This window comes from Campylobacter sp. CCS1377, assembly GCF_040008265.1.
Classification (GTDB): Bacteria; Campylobacterota; Campylobacteria; order Campylobacterales; family Campylobacteraceae; genus Campylobacter_D.
In genome coordinates, this window is record NZ_CP155620.1 from 927,614 (window position 1) to 945,211 (window position 17,598).

Consider the following 17,598-nt stretch of genomic DNA (forward strand, 5'->3'; position numbering starts at 1 on the left):
TAAAATTTACTAATTTAAATTTTGACTTTTTTCCAATACTTCAAAATACGCATTTTCCAATTTTTCTAATTCTTGCTGTAAATTTTCTAATTGTTCATATAATTTTGCAATTCCAATTTCTTGATAAAATTTAGGATCTGAAAGCTGCTGATTGAGTTTTTGAATTTCATCTTCTAAGCTTTGAATTTTTTCAGGATAAAGCTTTAAAATTTCATTTTCTTTATAGCTTAATTTCTTGCCACTTTTTTCCTTTGAAATAATTTCTTTGTTTTGATTTGACTCTAAATTTGCAAGATATTCATCAAATTCTTTTAGCTCTTTTTCTGTTTCTAAATACTGCGTATAAGGTATATGTTCTATATTAATAAAACCATCTTTTTCAAAGGCGTAAATTTTAGTAGCGATTTTATCTACAAAATACCTATCATGCGAAACAAGCAAAATTGCTCCTTCAAAACTAAGCAAATACTCTTCTAAAATATTAATAGTCGCAATATCAAGATCATTTGTAGGCTCATCCAAAACCAAAACATCATATTCCTTAGTAAATAGTAAAGCCAAAGCCACGCGATTTTTTTCTCCACCGCTTAAAACCGATACTTTTTTATCTAAAAATTCTTTTGGAAATAAAAAATTTTTCAAATACCCATAAACATGCATATTTTTACCACGCACTTCCACTCTATCACCGCCATTAGGGCAAAAAATTTCAAGTAAGCTTTTATCTGAATTTACAAGACTTCTAGCCTGATCAAAATACCCTATTTTAAGCTCGCCTCTTTTTATTTCTCCACTATCTTGATGAAGCTGACCTAAAAGCACTTTTAAAAAAGTTGATTTTCCACAACCATTCTTCCCCACTATGGCTATACGCTCGCCTTGCAAAATACGACTTGAAAAGTCTTTGAAAAGAATTTTATTTCCTATACTTTTGCTTATATTTTTAAGCTCAAAAAGCATTTTCTTGCGATTTATAATTTTTTCTCCGTTAAAATTTAAAGCTGCTCTTGAAATTTCAAGCTTCAAACGCTGAATTGCGCTAGGATTTTTCTTAGCCTCTTCTCGCATTTTTAAGATGCGCTCTTTTCGTCCTTCATTGCGTTTTAATCTCGCTTTAACTCCGCGCCTTAGCCATTCCTCTTCACTTTTAAGATGCTTTAAAAGAGTTTCATGGCTTTTGGCAAGACTTTGCAGAATTTGAGTTTTCTTTTCTAAATAATTTACATATCCACCTTTAAAAACACTTAAATTTCCTGCATCAATTTCCACGCATTTATCTGCAATTGCATCAATAAAATACCTATCATGCGAGATGAAAATCACACACATTTTAGAATTTTTTAGCATATTTTCCAAAAAGCTGCTCATGTAGACATCCAAATGGTTTGTAGGTTCATCAAGTAACAAAATATCTGGATTTTTAAGCAAAAGCACACAAAGCCCCACACGGCGAATCTCGCCACCACTTAAAGTGCAAACCGCCCTATTTTCGTATTCTAATAACTGAAATTCTTTTAAAATCCTTGTGATCTTATCATCAATATTCCAAGCATCTTTGCTATCAATAAGAGAAATCAAATCATCTATTTGTCTTAATAAAGATTCATTATGAGGGTTTGTACTGAGCTTGCTTTGTAAATTTTCATAATCTTCTAAAATTTGATAAATTTCAGCAAGTTCTTTTTTAATAAGTTCTTTGACGCTTAAATTGGTATCAAAATCCACACTTTGAGAAAGCATGGCTATGCTTTTTCCATTTTGTCTTATAATTCTACCGCTATCTAAAGTAAGGATACCCAAAATGACTTTTAAAAATGTAGATTTTCCTTCTCCATTTTTGCCAATAATGGCAATTTTTTCACCATCATTGGCACTAAAATTCGCTTCATTTAAAACAATTTTCTCGCTAAATTTCTTAGAAGCTTTGATTAAATCTATTAGCGCCATCTTAGCCTTTAAATTTCAACATATTGTGCAAAAATACAAGCATCAAATGCATTGAGCTTATCAAGTAAAGCTTTATTGATTTTATCATCAACCAACACTACAGCCAAAGCATGACCAAAACCATCGCGTCCTAAACGGAAATCGGCAATATTGATTTTATTTTCAGCAAGTATAGAGGTGATTTTTGCAATAACTCCTGGAATATCCTTATTTTTAAAGATTATCATTTTTCCTTTAGGTTTAAAATCTGTTGCAAATCCATTTAGCATGACAACTCTTTGTTCATTTTCATTAAAGATAGTCCCTGATACACTAACGCTAGATTGCTCTGTAACAATTTTAATGGTAAGCTTATTATTATAACCACTATTAGGTAAAACCTCGCTTCCAAGCTCTATGCCTTTATCTCTAGCCACAAATTCAGCATTAACATAATTAATCGTATCGCCTAAAATTCCACCCAAAACACCGACACAAGCAAAAGTAAGCATAGAATTTGCAAACTCGCCAATATTTCCTTCTGCTTCAAGTCTTATGCTTTTTACTGGATTTTTATCAAGCTGAGCACATAAAAATCCCATTTTAGATACAAGCTCTATATAAGGCTCTACAAATGGTGGCAAATCTTCAGTTTTAATTGGTAAATTTAAGGCATTGGGATATGATATACCTCTAGCTGCATTTAAGGCTTGTTCGCAAGCTTGTATGGATATGTTTTCTTGACTTTCAAAGGTATTTGCACCAAGATGAGAGGTGACTGAAATGTTATTAAATTCCAAAATAGGATTATTTGTTGCTGGCTCTTTAACAAATACATCGATGCCAAGCCATGCTATTTTACCGGTTCTTAATCCTTCGCATAATGCCTCTTCCGTATATAAACCCCCTCTTGCACAGTTAATCAAACGAATACCATCTTTCATTTTAGCAAGCTCATTTAAGCCTATCATACCTTCTGTTTCTTTGGTTTTTGGAGTATGTATAGTAATAAAATCACTTTGGGTTAAAATATCTTCCAAATTTGTTACTGCTTCCATACCAAGATCGGTGATTTTTGAAGTAGGTATATAAGGATCGTAAGCTAAAATTTTCATTCCAAATGCCTTAGCACGAATAGCTACGCGAGAGCCGATATTTCCAAAGCCTATCACACCTAAAGTCTTATTCATTAACTCTACGCCGTACCATTTTTCTCTTTCCCATTTTCTTTCTTGTTTTAAGAAATTATGAGCATTAACAAAACTCCTTGCTGAAGTTAAAAGATGTGCCATTGTAAGCTCTACTGCGGCGATAGTATTGGCCGTTGGGACATTCATCACAATCACACCGCGTTTTGATGAATTAGCAATATCCACATTATCCACGCCAACTCCAGCGCGGATTAAAGCTTTAAGCTTCTTTGCATGACTTAAAAATTTTTCATCCACATCAGTCGAACTTCTTGTAATCGCCACATCAACATCTTCAAGCATAGATAAAAGCTGATCTTTTGGAACTTTTGCAGCCTCGATAAGCTCTATATCTTCAGCATTGCGTAAAATTTCAACACCCTTATCTAAAATCGCATCACATACTATGATCTTTTTTTTCATAACCACATCTCCTTTATTTGAGTATCTATATCATAGGTTTTTAATTTTTTAATAATACCTTCTAATATGTTTTTATCATCCGTATCTAAAATAATTTGAGTATTATCCTTGGTGCTTACCAAACTATACTGCACATTAAATAAATTCAGCGTTTGCTTTAAACAAAACATAGAATACACATCATTTTTACTGATTAAAAGTTGATAATATCGTTGCTTTGGTTCAAAGGCACTTGTATCTACTTCAAAATACATTGAAAAGTATTGCACCGCAGGAACATAGTTTTTTTTAGGAAGCTGCGAAAGCTTATCTTGCCATGTTTCTTCTTTTGAATTTTCTTGTTTGGGAGTATTAATTTTATAAGCCACTTCCTTGATAATTTCAGGCATAGCGTTTATTTCGCCATACCTGAAAAATAAAACTACAATGCAGACAAAAAGAATTAAAAATAAAGTGAATAAAACACCATATAGGGTATATTTTTTCATAGACTTAATTCATTTAAGAAAGTTGATCTTTTATAATATCACCTAATGTTACTTTATCATTATTGTTGATTTCGTTTAAAACTTCTCGTTCTTTCATTCTGTGAAGATTTTTTACGCTTAAACGAATTCTATTTCTTTTTTCATCAACAAAAACTATTACCGCTTCAATCTCGGAATCAATTTGCAAATTTTCAAAATCAGCACTACTAATATCTTCTTTATGAATCAAAGCATCAACGCCATTTTCAAGTTCTACAAAAATACCAAAATCCTTAATATCTCTTATTTTACCCTTTACTATATCGCCAACATTGTGTTTCAAAGCATAAACTTGAACTGGACTTTGTGTAAGCTCTTTAACACTAAGAGATACTTTTTGGTTTTCTTGATCTATTTTGATGATTTTTACTTTTATTTTATCATTAACCTTAAATAAATCTTTGCATTTTATATTTCTATCCCATGAGGAATCTTCATTGTGTAATAAACCTTCAATATTTCCAATTTTAACAAAAGCACCAAAATTAGTAATAGAAGTTATCACGCCATCTACCACATCGCCAATTTGATATTGTTGTAAAAATTCATCAAAAGGCTTTGAAAGTAAATTTTTCAAAGATACTCTCAATCTTCTTTCTGGGATATTAATCTCAATCACTTCAACATCAATTTCTTGACCTTTTGTGATGTGATTTTTAGGATTCTTTATGTTTTTATCCCAAGAAATTTCGCTGACATGCAAAAATCCTTCAATATCATTACCCAAATCTACAAAAGCTCCATAAGGCTCAATATTAGACACTACAACCTTGATAGTATCACCGATTTCTAAGCTATCTTTGATCTCATTCCAAGGATCAGGAATAGCTGCTTTAACAGACAAAGAAAGATGCTTTTTATCTTTATCGTATTTTATAACTTTAACAGGAACTTTATCACCCTCTTTATAAAGTGCATTAGGATTTACAGGTCCTTTATAAGAAATTTCACTATAATGAACAAGCCCGTCAATTCCACCCACATCAACAAACATTCCATAGGTTGTGATTTTCTTAACAACACCCTCTAAAATTGCATCATTTTCTACAATACCACTAATAAGCTCTTTACGTTTTTTTCTATCATCATTGAGAATTTTCTTTCTCGAAATAACGATACTTTGCTCATCTTTATCAATTTTTACAATTTTTACTTTGAAAGTTTTACCGATAAGATTATTTGCATCTTTAAATCCATACTGAGATCTTGGCATAAAAAATTCAACACCTTCATCATCTATAGCTATAAATCCGCCTTTATTTTTTCCTATAATTTTCACATCAAAAGCTTCATCGTTTTCAACATAATTTTCAATAAATTCCTGAACTTTTTGTTTTCTTAACGCTTTTTTATAAGAAAGTAAAGATCTGCCTCCACGAGAACCGATCACTGCTACTTTGATAGTATCTCCAACCTTAAATAATAAATTAGTATCTTCATCAGTAATTTCATTTAATGCCAAAATACCTTCTGATTTTTTGCCTATATCAATATAAACTTCATCATCTCTGATCTCAACGATCACACCTTCAGTTGCAGCTTCTTCTCTGGATTTATCAAAAGCCTCTAAAAGCTGTTCAAAATCCTCATCTTCAGGAAATTCTTCCATATTTTTTTGAACTTTTTTGTTCACCTCAGTCATCGCGGTCCTTTAAAAATAAAATAAAGCTTGATTATATATCATTTTTTCTTTAATTAGTGTTAATATTTATAAATTTTTAGCATATTTCATCATTTTTGCTCATTTATTCATTTCCCAAACTCCCTTTTAAGCTTTCTTACATCCACAAAATAAAATTTCAAATATCCACTTTATGCTAGTTTTTGTTAGCTTTAATAAATGCTTCGTCAAGCTTACAAGTAAAACATTCCTTTTATTTTAAAGCTTCTTTATAGTCAGGATAGCTTTCTGAAGGTGGAAGTTTATCTTTAGTTAGTTTTAAATTTTTATAACTATAGCAATAGCCATTTGTATGAAAGATGAGAGTAAATTCTCGCTTTGGCAGAATTAGCACTGATTAAATTTATCGTGATGGTTAAAATCATAAACTTTTAAAATTTCTATATTTTATTAGCTAAGACTTCAAAATCTATTGTTTGATTATGATAATTTTCATTAGGAGAAGCAAAGAAGAAATAAGGTTGCAAAAATCTAATCGTTTCCGATTTGTATTCCAAGTTTGAACTTCAATATAAAATTCGCCAAAATTTACATTGTTAAAATTTAACATAGCTTGAGTTTGAGCATCTATTGCGCTTCTAATAAATTTGTGTGTCTAAATTCTTTTGAAATATTTGTCTTTTCATTTTTAATCAATACACTAGAATAAAAACTAGGTATATGATATTCTTTATTGTTCTAATTATGAACACCTATTAAAAAATATTTTTCAAACTATTTAGAAATTTAAGCTTAACATTTTTATCAAGTCTGTAAGTTTTTTCATCAAATATTGAATTTTTATAGGAATTTCTCGCAAATTTCCATTGATTAGTTCCATATCTTTTGGAGTGCAAATTTAAATTTAGAATTATCGTTTTTTTGTATTAAGTTATTTTCGTTTTTTAAAACTGTCAATATTTTTAATGATATTCTTGCCAAATTCACACATAATTCTAGTTTGCTAATAATGAGCATCAGTTCTTTTTCTAAATTCCACCAAAGAATTTTCATTATAATATTTTTATATTGAAACCAAAATAAGAACAAAATTTGCGTATAGATATTATCAATAACTTTGTAGTTATCACAAGGATAAGGTAAAACCAAAATTAATACTTTTTTATTTAAAAAACAAAGCTCCTTATGAAGCCACATTAAATTACGATATATTAAAAAATACGGAAGTTTTTGATAGGGATGAAAATAATATTGTTTATTGATATTATTTTCGGTTATGATAAATTCAGCATTTTAAAAAATTTCTTTATGCCTAATAATTTCATATAAACTTTAAAGCAAAATTATAAAATTCTAATACCCCCTCCTCCGCGGAGCATTTTCATTATATTTGTCTATACCTTCTCTTAGGCCTTTTTTGTAAGCCATTTACCATTACAGAATTACTTCCGCCTAGTAAAACTACATTTTTATTCATTTGTAAAACCTTTCAAAAATATTAAAAATTTTTATTATACCCCCCCCCATAAATTTAAACTAAATTTTAAAACTTTCTATTTTACCAATCACTCTTTGTATAATCCAATCAGGAGTACTAGCACCCGCACTAATACCACAATATTTTTTACCCAAAAACCATTCTTTTTGGATTTCACTCTCATTTTCTATCAAATAACTATCCTCGCAATTTGCCTTAGCGATTAAAAAAAGTTGCTTGGTATTGGCAGAATTTTTACCACCCACAACCACTACCACATCGCTTCTTAAAGAAAGTTCTTTAATGGCATCTTGATTTTTAAAAGTCGCATCACAAATCGTATTAAAAACCCTTACTTCCTTTACTCTAAGCATTAAAAAATTCACTATCTCCATAAAATGCTCGATCTTTTTAGTTGTCTGGCTTACAACGGCAATCTTGCTAGGAAATTTGATATTTTCAAGCTCTTTTTTATCTAAAACCACATAAGCTTTTGTGCTTACATAGCTTTTCACGCCTTTGACTTCTGGATGATTTTCATCACCAAAAATCACCACTTCATAGCCTTCATTGCTCATTTTCTCGCAAATTTGTTGAGGCTTCGTTACAAAAGGACAAGTGGCATCAAAAATTTCAATATCCTTTTTTTTCAATTCTTCCAAATCTTGTTTTGTGATCCCATGAGTACGGATAATCGCCTTTTTTTCGTTGCTTAAAGCTCTTATATTTTCCAAAGTTTTAACATTAAAATCTTTTTGCAAACGCGAAATTTCTTCATTATTATGAATGAGCGGTCCTATAGTTGCTGCATCTTTAATTTGCTCTGCTTTTTTAATTGCCCTTTTAACACCAAAACAAAAACCATAATTTTTCGCTAACTCAATAATCAATTTTTGCCCCCAATTCTAAAAGCAATTTTTCAAAATTTGGAAAAGAAGTTTTAATACACTCTGTTTCATCAATTTCCATTCCATAAAGCAAACCTAAAATCGCAAAACTCATAGCAATGCGGTGATCTCCATAGCTTTTGATTTTAGCACTTTTTGCCTTAGCGCCTGTGATTTTAAAACCATCATCTAGCTCTTCTGCCTCAATGCCGCATTTTTGTAAATTCTCAACCATAGCATGAATTCTATCGCTTTCTTTAACACGCAATTCTTTGGCATTTCTTAAAATACTTTCTCCTTTAGCACAGGCAAAAGCTATTGCAAGAGCTGGTGCTTCATCAATTAACCAAGCGATATTCTCACTCACTTCAACGGCTTGCAAAGAACTACTTTGTGCATAAATTTCTCCCACGCTTTCAAAGCTATTCTCATAAAATTTAAACTCGAGCTTAGCGCCCATTTTTTGTAAAACTTTATAAGCTTCAATGCGTGTAGGATTGAGTAAAACATTTTTAAGGGTAATTTTAGAATTTGGCAAAATCAAAGCAGCTAAAACAAAATAAAAAGCCGAAGAAGGATCATTTGGTATCGTGATATCCAAGGGTTTTAAAGGTTCTTTTAAAGGAAGAATTTCCATACTTAACTTATCTTGAGAAATTTTTAAAGGAGCATCCATCGCTTTTAGCATATTTTCACTATGATCTCTACTGAGTGAAACTTCGCTAAATTTACTCACTCCATCTGCACTAAAACCTGCTAAAATCATAGCGGTTTTTACTTGGGCTGAAGAAATTTTACTTTCGTATTTAAAAGCTTTTAAATTTTGTCCTTCTATGCAAAGTGGCGCCAAATTTGCATCCATTCTGCCATAAATTTTTGCTCCAATTTCTCTTAAAGGCTCGCTGAGTCGTTTCATTGGGCGATTATTTAAATACCTATCTCCACTTAATACAAAAAAGCCTGAAATTCCTGCTAAAAATCCCATCATCAAACGCATAGCAGTGCCTGAATTTCCACAATCTAAAATGCAATTTGGCGAAAGAATTTCACTAGGTGCTTTAATGCTAACACTAGAGTCTTTTCTTTCTACTTTAGCGCCTAAATTTTGGACTATTTTTAAAGTATTTAGCGTATCTTGGGCTAAAAGATAATTTTGCGCCCTATTTTCTCCTTGTGTTAAAAGAGAAAAAATCGCAAAACGATGAGAAATGCTTTTATCAGCTGCAATTTGTGTAAATTCTTGATTAAAATGAGCTAAAGGATAAATTTTCATCTTAGCTTTAATCCTAGTTCTTTATCCAAGGTATTGATAATTTGCTCCATACAAACGGCAACTTCGTTATCTTCCAGAGTTTTTTCACTATCTTTAAAAGTAAAATTTACAGTCAAGCTAAATTGCTCTTTTAAATTCTCATCGTGATATAAATCCACTATCCTAAAACCTTCTAAAATCTTTATATTTAAAGTATTAATGCAGGTTTTAATTTTTTCATAAGGATAATCTTTAGGTATAAGCAAACTTAAATCTCTATTAATCGCTGGAAATTTCGAATAAATTTTAGCTGTCTTAAATTCAGGTTTTAAAAGATCTAAATGAAGCTCACAAACATAGGTTTTAAACAGATCTCTTTCGTTTTCTATTTTCAAATGAACCCTACCCACATAGCCGATTTTAATACCTTCTTTTATGATATCAGCTTGCTCGTAAGGACTTAAAAAAACATAACTTGAATTTGCTAAATTAAAGTCCCCTATGATATTTTTAAGCTCAAGTAGAAAATCATAAAAATTAACTAATTCAGGCTTAGCTTTATTGGCAATTTTAGCTTCATCCTTGTAGCCACAGCTTAAAAATGCAATTTTATGTAATTCATTATTTTGCTCATCAAAAACCATACCATTTTCAAAAAGCTTAACAATTTTTTTAGAATTTTTTATATTAAAACTTGCTGCATTTAATAAATGATTAATCAAAGTGCTTCTTAAAGTATCAAGCTCTGAAGTAATGGGATTAACAAGTTTTAAATTTGTAGTTTTAAAGCCTAAATTATGCAATTCTTCTTTAAAATCCAAAACATAATGCAAACTTTCAAAATACCCATTATTTACAGCTCTAACTCTAAGATCTTTTAGAAATTTATAATTATTATAGGTTTGATTTATGCGGTTTTTCTCAAAAAATTCCAAGGCTTTGGATTCTATATTGTCAATACCTATAATGCGAACAACTTCCTCGCAAAGATCTGAAATATTTTTAATATCAGGTCTATGCAAAGGGACTTTAGCATTAATCAATTCTTCTGTAACAAGCGTGATATCAAAACCTATGTGTTTAAGAATCTTTAAAATAAGATTTTTTTCTATGTTCTTACCTATCATTTGATTGATATCTTCGCTGGTAAAATTGATGACTTTTGATTCTTTGTGTTCTGCAATTTGCTGAGAACCACTATAAAGAGTAATGTTAGAAATTGCGCTCATTTGTTTAAACAAAAAATCCGTTCCGATATTTAATTTTGGCTCACTACCCCTAAAGCTTTTATAAAACATTTCATTATTAATTTTTTTATAATTTTCTTTTGCTTCAGCGATAATTTCAGGATGAGTATAATTTGCTTCTATAATGACAATTTTAGTATGATCGTTGATTCTAAATTCATCTTCTTGGTAAATCCCACCAACTGATAACAATTTATTTTGACAAAAAACAGCACTTTCGCCATTTTCTTGCTTTTGTATATTGATTAAAACATCATTATTCGCACTTTTTAATTTATCAAAATCATAAGCAGTGAAAAGCACTCCTGTAGAATGCGTAGCATAATTTAATAAATTTTCTATGCTATTATCTTTCAATGTATCAATATAAGCTAATCTTAATTTTATAGATAAATTTAATGCAACCTTATTCTTAAGTTCTATAGCTCTATAATTAAAAAAACTATTAAGATTTTGATTACTTTGCAAACGCAAAATTCTACCTATACCTAAAGTATTTTCAGGCTCTTTAAAGGTATTTTGATCTTTTAAATTTAACCCATAAGCTACAGCCAAATCCCTAGCTACTCCATAAACACTTAAGCAATCTCCGCGATTTGGTGTTAATTCCACTTCGATAAAACAATCATTAAACAATTCATAAGAATTTAAAGCTTTACCAAGCTCCAATTTTCCAATACTATCATCTAAAATCATAATACCATCATTGATTTTTGGAAAACCAAGTTCTGTGCTAGAACAAAGCATACCAAAAGATTCAGCGCCTCTAAGTTTAGTTGCCTTAATCTCCATACCATTTGGCATGATAGCGCCCTCAAGCGCAACGGCAACGAATTGTCCAGCATCGACATTGGCGGCACCGCAAACAATTTGTAAAATTTTATCCCCAACATCCACTTGACAAATACTTAACTTATCAGAGTTTTCATGTTTTATTTTTTCTTTTACATAACCCAAAACAATATTATCAGGGGCTTTAATTCTATAAGCTTTATCAACTTCTAAACCTATAGAATTTAGAGTTTTAACTAAGTCTTCTAAAGTTTTATCACCGATATCTAGCCAATCTTTTAACCAATTTTTTGTAATTATCATCTAAATTGCTCCAATAATCTTAAATCTCCTTCAAATAAAGAACGCAAATCGGGAATTTGATGCAAAAGCATTGCAAATCTTTCTACCCCAAGACCAAAAGCATATCCACTTACATTACTATAACCTACAAATTTATAAACATTAGGATCTACTATACCACATCCTAGTACTTCAAGCCAACCTGTTTGCTTACAAACCCTACATCCGCAGCCCTTGCAAAATACACAAGAAATATCCACTTCAGCAGAAGGCTCCGTAAAAGGAAAAAAACTTGGACGAAAACGCACTTTGACATTGCCAAACATATAACGCAAAAAATCTTCTAAAATGCTTTTTAAATTTGCAAAACTTACTTTTTGCCCCTCTTCCACTACAAGCCCTTCAACCTGATGAAACATAGGGGTATGAGTAAGATCAAAATCCCTTCTAAAAACCGCACCTGGAGTAATCATACGAATAGGCGGTTTTTGAGTCAACATTGTGCGAATTTGCACTGGCGATGTATGAGTCCTTAAAAGTCTTTTATCTTCGAAATAAAAAGTGTCTTGCATATCTCTTGCAGGATGTGATTTTGGCAAATTTAAAGCTTCAAAATTATGAAAATCATCTTCAATTAAAGGTCCTTTTTCAATGCTAAAATTTAAAGATACAAAATAATCTATAATTTTATCCATAGTACTCATCACAGGATGCAAAGCTCCTGCTTTAGAATTTTCATCAAAATAATAAAAATTCATCGCATCTTGTTTCATTTTTTCATCTAAGAATTTTTCATTTAATTCTTTAAATTTTAGATTAAAAGCGTGAGTTAGCTGCTCTTTTTGCTCGTTGAGTTTTGCCGCAAATTCCTTTTTTTCTTCATCTTTTAAATCTTTTAATTTGGAGAATTCGCTCGTCAAGCTTCCCTTTTTTCCCAATATACTTATTTTTAAATTTTCTAAATCTGATAAATTTTTACATAAATGAATTTGATTAATGAGCTGTTGCAAGTTCTTACCTTAAAAATAAAATTTTAAACGATTATTCTAATCTAAAATAATTTAAACTTAGCATAAAATCAGCACTTTAAGGTATAATTTTATGAATATATTTAAAAAAGGATAACAAATGAGAGAAAAAACAGTTTTTGAACTTATCATTGAAGGAAAACTTCCGTGCAATAAAGTCTTAGAAAATAATGACTTTTTAGCATTTCACGACATAAATCCTAAGGCGCCAATTCATATTTTAATTATCCCCAAAGAACATTTTAAAGATTTTCAAGAATTTAAACCCGAACTTATGTCAAAAATGACAAGTTTCATTCAAGAACTTGCCACACTTTTGGGTTTAGACAAAAGTGGCTATAGACTTATTACAAACTGCGGTAAAAACAGTGGACAAGAGGTTTTTCACTTGCATTTTCATATGTTGGGTGGCTTTGAACTTCCAAAATCAAAAGACGAGCAAAGCAACACTAGTGACTTGTTTTAACATCAAATTTTTAAAGTAAAATCAAGATTAATACTATACAATTAAACTTTTGATTTTAAATTAAGGTTGAAAAATTTGAATGAAAGTAAGATGAGAATTTTTGTATTTTTTATGATTATTTTTCTATGGGGATACTTTTCGTTTCCTGTAGAAATTTTACAAATTAAAGACGCAAATGCAAATATAACTTACGCTTATACCGACAATGCAAAAGCTTATGTAAATAGTTATTTTGTCACTCTTGGTTTGACTTTTGGCAGTATCATTTTGGGTATAGTCATTGGCTTTTTATTAGCTTTTTTAAGATTTTTACATATAAAAGTTCTAAATTTTATCATCGATGAATACATTGATATTATCAGAGGAACTCCAGTTCTTTTACAGTTGCTGATTTTTGCTTTTGTAATTTTTGTAACTTGGAAAGATAATTTTTATGTAGCCATTATCGCCCTTGGTTTAAATAGCTCTGCCTATATTGCAGAAATTGTAAGAAGTGGGATTAATAGCGTTGATAAAGGACAAATGGAGGCTGCTAGGGCTATGGGGCTTGATTATTTTACTTCAATGAAAGAAATCATTTTTCCACAAGCCATTAAAAACATACTTCCTGCTTTAGCTAATGAATTTATCTCGCTTTTTAAAGAAACTTCTGTTGTGGGTTTTATTAGCGTGATTGATATTACAATGCAAAGCAAGAGTTTGCAAGCAATTTATTATAGTCCAAAAGCTGTGATTTTTACGGGCCTTGTTTATTATATTAGTGTAAAAATTTTTAGCTTTGGCGTTAAAATTCTTGAAAAAAGGCTTAGCAGTAATGATTGAAATTAAAAATTTAAGTAAAAAATATGGCAATTTAGAAGTTTTAAAAAATATCAATACTCATATCAATCAAGGTGATATCATTGCCATTATTGGACCGAGCGGAAGCGGCAAAAGCACTTTTTTACGCTGTATTAATAAATTAGAAATTGCAAGCAGTGGCGAAATTTTCATCAAAAATCAAAATATACTGGATGAGAAAACCGATATTAACAAAATCAGACAAAAGGTGAGTATGGTCTTTCAGCACTTTAATCTTTTTACTAATAAAACTGTGCTTGAAAATTTATGCCTCGCTCCTATTAAGGCAAAAATTCTTACTCCTCAGCAAGCGAAAAATAATGCTTTAAAATTACTGCAAAAAGTAGGTCTTGAGAGTAAAAAAGATGTTATGCCTCATAATTTATCGGGCGGACAAAAACAACGTATTGCTATTGCTAGAAGTTTGATGATGAGTCCTGATGTGATTTTATTTGATGAGCCTACTTCAGCACTTGATCCTGAGATGATAGGAGAGGTGTTAAATATCATGAAAGAAGTGGCTATGGAAGGTTTAACCATGCTTGTCGTAACGCATGAAATGGGTTTTGCAAGAAATGTTGCTAATAGAGTATTTTTCATGGATAAAGGAGAAATCGCTCTTGATACTACTCCACAAATTGCTTTCAATAACCCACCTAATGAAAGATTGAAAGAATTTTTAAATAAAGTCTTAAATCATTAAGCCTTAAAATTCATATAATTTTGCCTTAAAGCCTCATAAGAAATAATCCCTACGCTCGTGGCAAGATTAAGACTTCTGCCACATTGTTTCATAGGAATGGTGATAGCATTATCCCAATTAAGCCGCATTAAATCTTGTGGTAAACCAAAGCTTTCGCTTCCAAAAAATAAAAAATCTCCTTCTTGAAAACAAGCATCAAAATAAGGCTTTTTACTTTTTGTAGTTGCAAAGAAAAATCGTTGCAAATGTTGCTTATTTTGTTCTAAAAATTCATCCAAATTTTCCCAAATAATGGGTTCTAATTTTGGCCAATAATCAAGTCCGGCTCTTTTTAAAGCTTTTTCATTAATGTCAAAAACTAAAGGCTTAATAATATGCAATTTAAACCCAGTGTTATAACACATTCTGCCTATACTGCCTGTATTTTGCGGAATTCTTGGGCAAACTAAAACTATATTAAACATTATAACCAACCTTTTTTCTTAAAGAAAATTACAGGTGCAATGATAGATAAAAGCATAATGATTACTACAATAGGATAACCATATTCCCATTTTAATTCAGGCATAAATTCAAAATTCATTCCATAAATTGTTCCTATAAGCGTCGGAGGCATCATTGCTACGGTTGCAACTGTGAAGAGTTTGATGATTTTATTTTGTTCTATATTGATTTGACTTGCCAAAATGGTTTGTATATTATCTAAAATATTAAGCTGCGAAACATTAAATTCTACCAAAGAATTTAAATCCTTTAAAACTATGGTTAAATTTCTTTTGATATCCATATCAATTTTATCGCTTTTCAAAAGCGAGGTCATAGCGCGACGCTTGTCAAACAAAGAATCCCTTACTCTCATATTAAGCTCTTGGAGACTTGAGATTCCTTTTAGCATTTCATCATAACTTGGAACATCTTTTTGTTCTAAAACGTTACTTCTTAAACGCCTTGCTTCTTTATCTATCCATTCTAAAATATCCGCATCCTTTTCGACGCGAACTTCAAAAATTTTATCCACTATATCATAACCATCTTCAAAATTCTTAGGACTTGCAAGAATGCGATTTTCGATCTCTCTAAAAGTGCTAAATTCATTAAAGCGTATTGTAAATAAAATATTTTGCGTTGTCATAAAAGTAACAATTTCTTTGCTTAGTTTAAATTCTTGCTCTTTAATTAAAAAAGGAGCATTGATGGTAATTGTTGTATTATCTTCCCAATATTTCGCACTTTGCTCTATTTCTTCTCTTTCTTCTTCATTAGGAATTTCAAGATTAAATTTTGATTCAATAAATTTAATTTCATCATAGCTTGGATTAAATAAATCCATCCATAAAATATTTTTTGGTAATTCATCTTTGATGTTAAATTCATCTCTTCTTACAAGTGCATTTGGGGTTTTTGTGTAAATATACAACATTTTTAACTCCTAAGTGAAAATAAGCAAGCAAAAATTATAACAAAAAGAAAAATATTTTAAGCAAATAAAAATAATAAATTTAAAAAATAAAACAAAATATTAAAATCTAATATTTTGTTTTATTGGCTAATTTTTTTCAAGAAATCTTCTAAAATTTGAATTTGTTTTTCTACGCTTTTTACAGAACTTGAACCTTCGCTTTGTTTTGAATTTAAGGAATTTTCAAAATTTAAAAGTCTCATTGCTTTTTCATCAAAAATAGGATCGATTTTAGACAAATCTTTAATTTCACTTATATCAATACCTTGCTTTTCAGCTTGGGCAACTACATTTCCTACAATAAAATGCGCCCTTCTAAAAGGAATATTTTTCTCGCGTACCAAATAATCTGCTAAATCGGTAGCTAATAAATGCCCTTTTTTACAAGCATTTAACATATTATTTTTATTAATTTGAATTTCTTTTAACATGGCATTTAAGATAATCAAACTATCTTTTGCGGTTTTGACACTATCAAAAAGCCCTTCTTTATCTTCTTGCATATCTTTATTGTATGCTAATGGTAAGGCTTTCATTGTGGTTAAAAGCGAAATCAAATTTCCATAAACTCGTCCTGTTTTTCCGCGTATAAGCTCACAAACATCAGGATTTTTTTTCTGCGGCATAATGGAGCTTCCAGTTGAAAAACTGTCACTTATGGTTAAAAAACCAAATTCAGAACTAGAAAATAAAATCATTTCCTCGCAAAGCCTTGAAGTGTGGGTAAAAATCACTGCTATATCATATAGCAAATCAAGAGCAAAATCTCTATCACTCACCCCATCCATAGCATTTGGCATAATATCTTTAAAGTCAAGCATTTTAGCACTAAATTCACGATTTGTCGCATAACTAGTCCCTGCACATGCACACGATCCAAGTGGAGAAAAATCAGCAAGTTCTAAACTATTTTGCAAACGCTTTATATCACGCATAAACATAAAAGCATAAGCTAAAATATAAAAAGAAAAGCTGATTGGCTGTGCATGTTGTAAATGTGTAAAGCTTGGCATAATAGTATTTTTATGCTCTTTTGCATGAGAAATAATGGTTGCGATGAGTTCTTTTAAAAACAAAATAAGCTCACTATGGGATTTTTTCACAAAAAGTTTAAAATCCGTCGCAACCTGATCATTTCTGCTTCTTGCAGTATGAAGTCTTCCACCTATCTCACTTCCTATGATCTCGCTTAGGCGTTTTTCCACTGCCATATGGATATCTTCATCTTTAATATCAAAAACAAATCTACCCTGCTCTATCTCGCTTTTAACTTGCTCTAAGCCTTTTATGATAGCTTTTAATTCATCGCTTGTTAAAATTGCACAGCTTTCAAGCATACTAGCATGAGCAATGGAGCCTTTAATATCTTCTTCAAATAAAGCTTTATCTATATTTAAACTTGCATTAAATTCTTTTAAGAGCTCGTCACTTGCTTCACTAAAACGGCCTGACCACATTTCATTTTTCATCTAATTGCC

Annotated in this window: 14 protein-coding genes; 3 read left to right on the forward strand and 11 right to left on the reverse strand. The window is 30.6% G+C overall.

The genetic code is table 11. From position 1 onward, the window contains the following. Window positions 1–9 precede the first annotated feature (9 nt). The 8 genes from abc-f to pheS form a co-directional block, all read right to left on the reverse strand. Window positions 10–1,947, reverse strand: coding sequence for a ribosomal protection-like ABC-F family protein (gene abc-f, locus AAH949_RS04745; RefSeq protein WP_134238673.1), 1,938 nt, complete (start codon window positions 1,945–1,947; stop codon window positions 10–12). 8 nt (window positions 1,948–1,955) lie between these two features. Further along, complete coding sequence (serA, locus tag AAH949_RS04750) at window positions 1,956–3,539, reverse strand: phosphoglycerate dehydrogenase (protein ID WP_134238674.1); 1,584 nt, start codon at window positions 3,537–3,539, stop codon at window positions 1,956–1,958. Next, window positions 3,536–4,027: a hypothetical protein gene (locus AAH949_RS04755; protein ID WP_134238675.1), complete on the reverse strand. Its 492-nt coding sequence runs from the start codon at window positions 4,025–4,027 to the stop codon at window positions 3,536–3,538. Before AAH949_RS04755 ends, serA begins: the two co-directional genes overlap by 4 nt. 13 nt (window positions 4,028–4,040) lie before the next feature. After that, entirely contained in the window at window positions 4,041–5,708 is a 1,668-nt protein-coding gene (locus AAH949_RS04760; protein ID WP_134238676.1) for a 30S ribosomal protein S1, read from the reverse strand. Window positions 5,709–7,223: 1,515 nt separating this feature from the next. After that, window positions 7,224–8,054 carry a 4-hydroxy-3-methylbut-2-enyl diphosphate reductase gene (locus AAH949_RS04765; protein ID WP_134238677.1) on the reverse strand — a complete coding sequence of 277 codons (831 nt, stop codon included), beginning with the start codon at window positions 8,052–8,054 and terminating at the stop codon, window positions 7,224–7,226. Next, window positions 8,044–9,324, reverse strand: coding sequence for a 3-phosphoshikimate 1-carboxyvinyltransferase (gene aroA, locus AAH949_RS04770; protein WP_348518059.1), 1,281 nt, complete (start codon window positions 9,322–9,324; stop codon window positions 8,044–8,046). The genes AAH949_RS04765 and aroA overlap by 11 nt, the downstream gene beginning before the upstream one ends. After that, the gene (pheT, locus tag AAH949_RS04775) at window positions 9,321–11,645 is read right to left on the reverse strand and encodes a phenylalanine--tRNA ligase subunit beta (protein WP_348518060.1); all 2,325 of its coding nucleotides are present in this window, start codon (window positions 11,643–11,645) and stop codon (window positions 9,321–9,323) included. The genes aroA and pheT overlap by 4 nt, the downstream gene beginning before the upstream one ends. Further along, window positions 11,642–12,634 carry a phenylalanine--tRNA ligase subunit alpha gene (gene pheS, locus AAH949_RS04780; RefSeq protein WP_348518061.1) on the reverse strand — a complete coding sequence of 331 codons (993 nt, stop codon included), beginning with the start codon at window positions 12,632–12,634 and terminating at the stop codon, window positions 11,642–11,644. Before pheS ends, pheT begins: the two co-directional genes overlap by 4 nt. Before the next feature lie 118 nt (window positions 12,635–12,752). On the opposite strand from pheS, the gene AAH949_RS04785 reads away from it, so the two are divergent. From AAH949_RS04785 to AAH949_RS04795, 3 genes are all read left to right on the forward strand, one after another. Beyond that, window positions 12,753–13,118 carry a histidine triad nucleotide-binding protein gene (locus tag AAH949_RS04785; RefSeq protein ID WP_134238681.1) on the forward strand — a complete coding sequence of 122 codons (366 nt, stop codon included), beginning with the start codon at window positions 12,753–12,755 and terminating at the stop codon, window positions 13,116–13,118. Between the two features lie 75 nt (window positions 13,119–13,193). Continuing rightward, the gene (locus AAH949_RS04790; RefSeq protein WP_348518062.1) at window positions 13,194–13,940 is read left to right on the forward strand and encodes an amino acid ABC transporter permease; all 747 of its coding nucleotides are present in this window, start codon (window positions 13,194–13,196) and stop codon (window positions 13,938–13,940) included. Beyond that, a complete protein-coding gene (locus tag AAH949_RS04795) occupies window positions 13,933–14,661 on the forward strand; it encodes an amino acid ABC transporter ATP-binding protein (RefSeq protein WP_134238683.1) in 729 nt (242 codons plus the stop codon). The genes AAH949_RS04790 and AAH949_RS04795 overlap by 8 nt, the downstream gene beginning before the upstream one ends. On the opposite strand, the gene AAH949_RS04800 is transcribed toward AAH949_RS04795, so the two are convergent. The 3 genes from AAH949_RS04800 to argH form a co-directional block, all read right to left on the reverse strand. Continuing rightward, the gene (locus tag AAH949_RS04800) at window positions 14,658–15,125 is read right to left on the reverse strand and encodes a tRNA (cytidine(34)-2'-O)-methyltransferase (protein WP_348518063.1); all 468 of its coding nucleotides are present in this window, start codon (window positions 15,123–15,125) and stop codon (window positions 14,658–14,660) included. The genes AAH949_RS04795 and AAH949_RS04800 overlap by 4 nt on opposite strands. Then, window positions 15,125–16,081 (reverse strand): magnesium/cobalt transporter CorA, encoded by a 957-nt coding sequence (gene corA / locus AAH949_RS04805; RefSeq protein WP_134238685.1) that lies wholly within the window; start codon window positions 16,079–16,081, stop codon window positions 15,125–15,127. Before corA ends, AAH949_RS04800 begins: the two co-directional genes overlap by 1 nt. Before the next feature lie 119 nt (window positions 16,082–16,200). Beyond that, complete coding sequence (gene argH / locus AAH949_RS04810; RefSeq protein ID WP_348518064.1) at window positions 16,201–17,589, reverse strand: argininosuccinate lyase; 1,389 nt, start codon at window positions 17,587–17,589, stop codon at window positions 16,201–16,203. Window positions 17,590–17,598 lie beyond the last annotated feature (9 nt).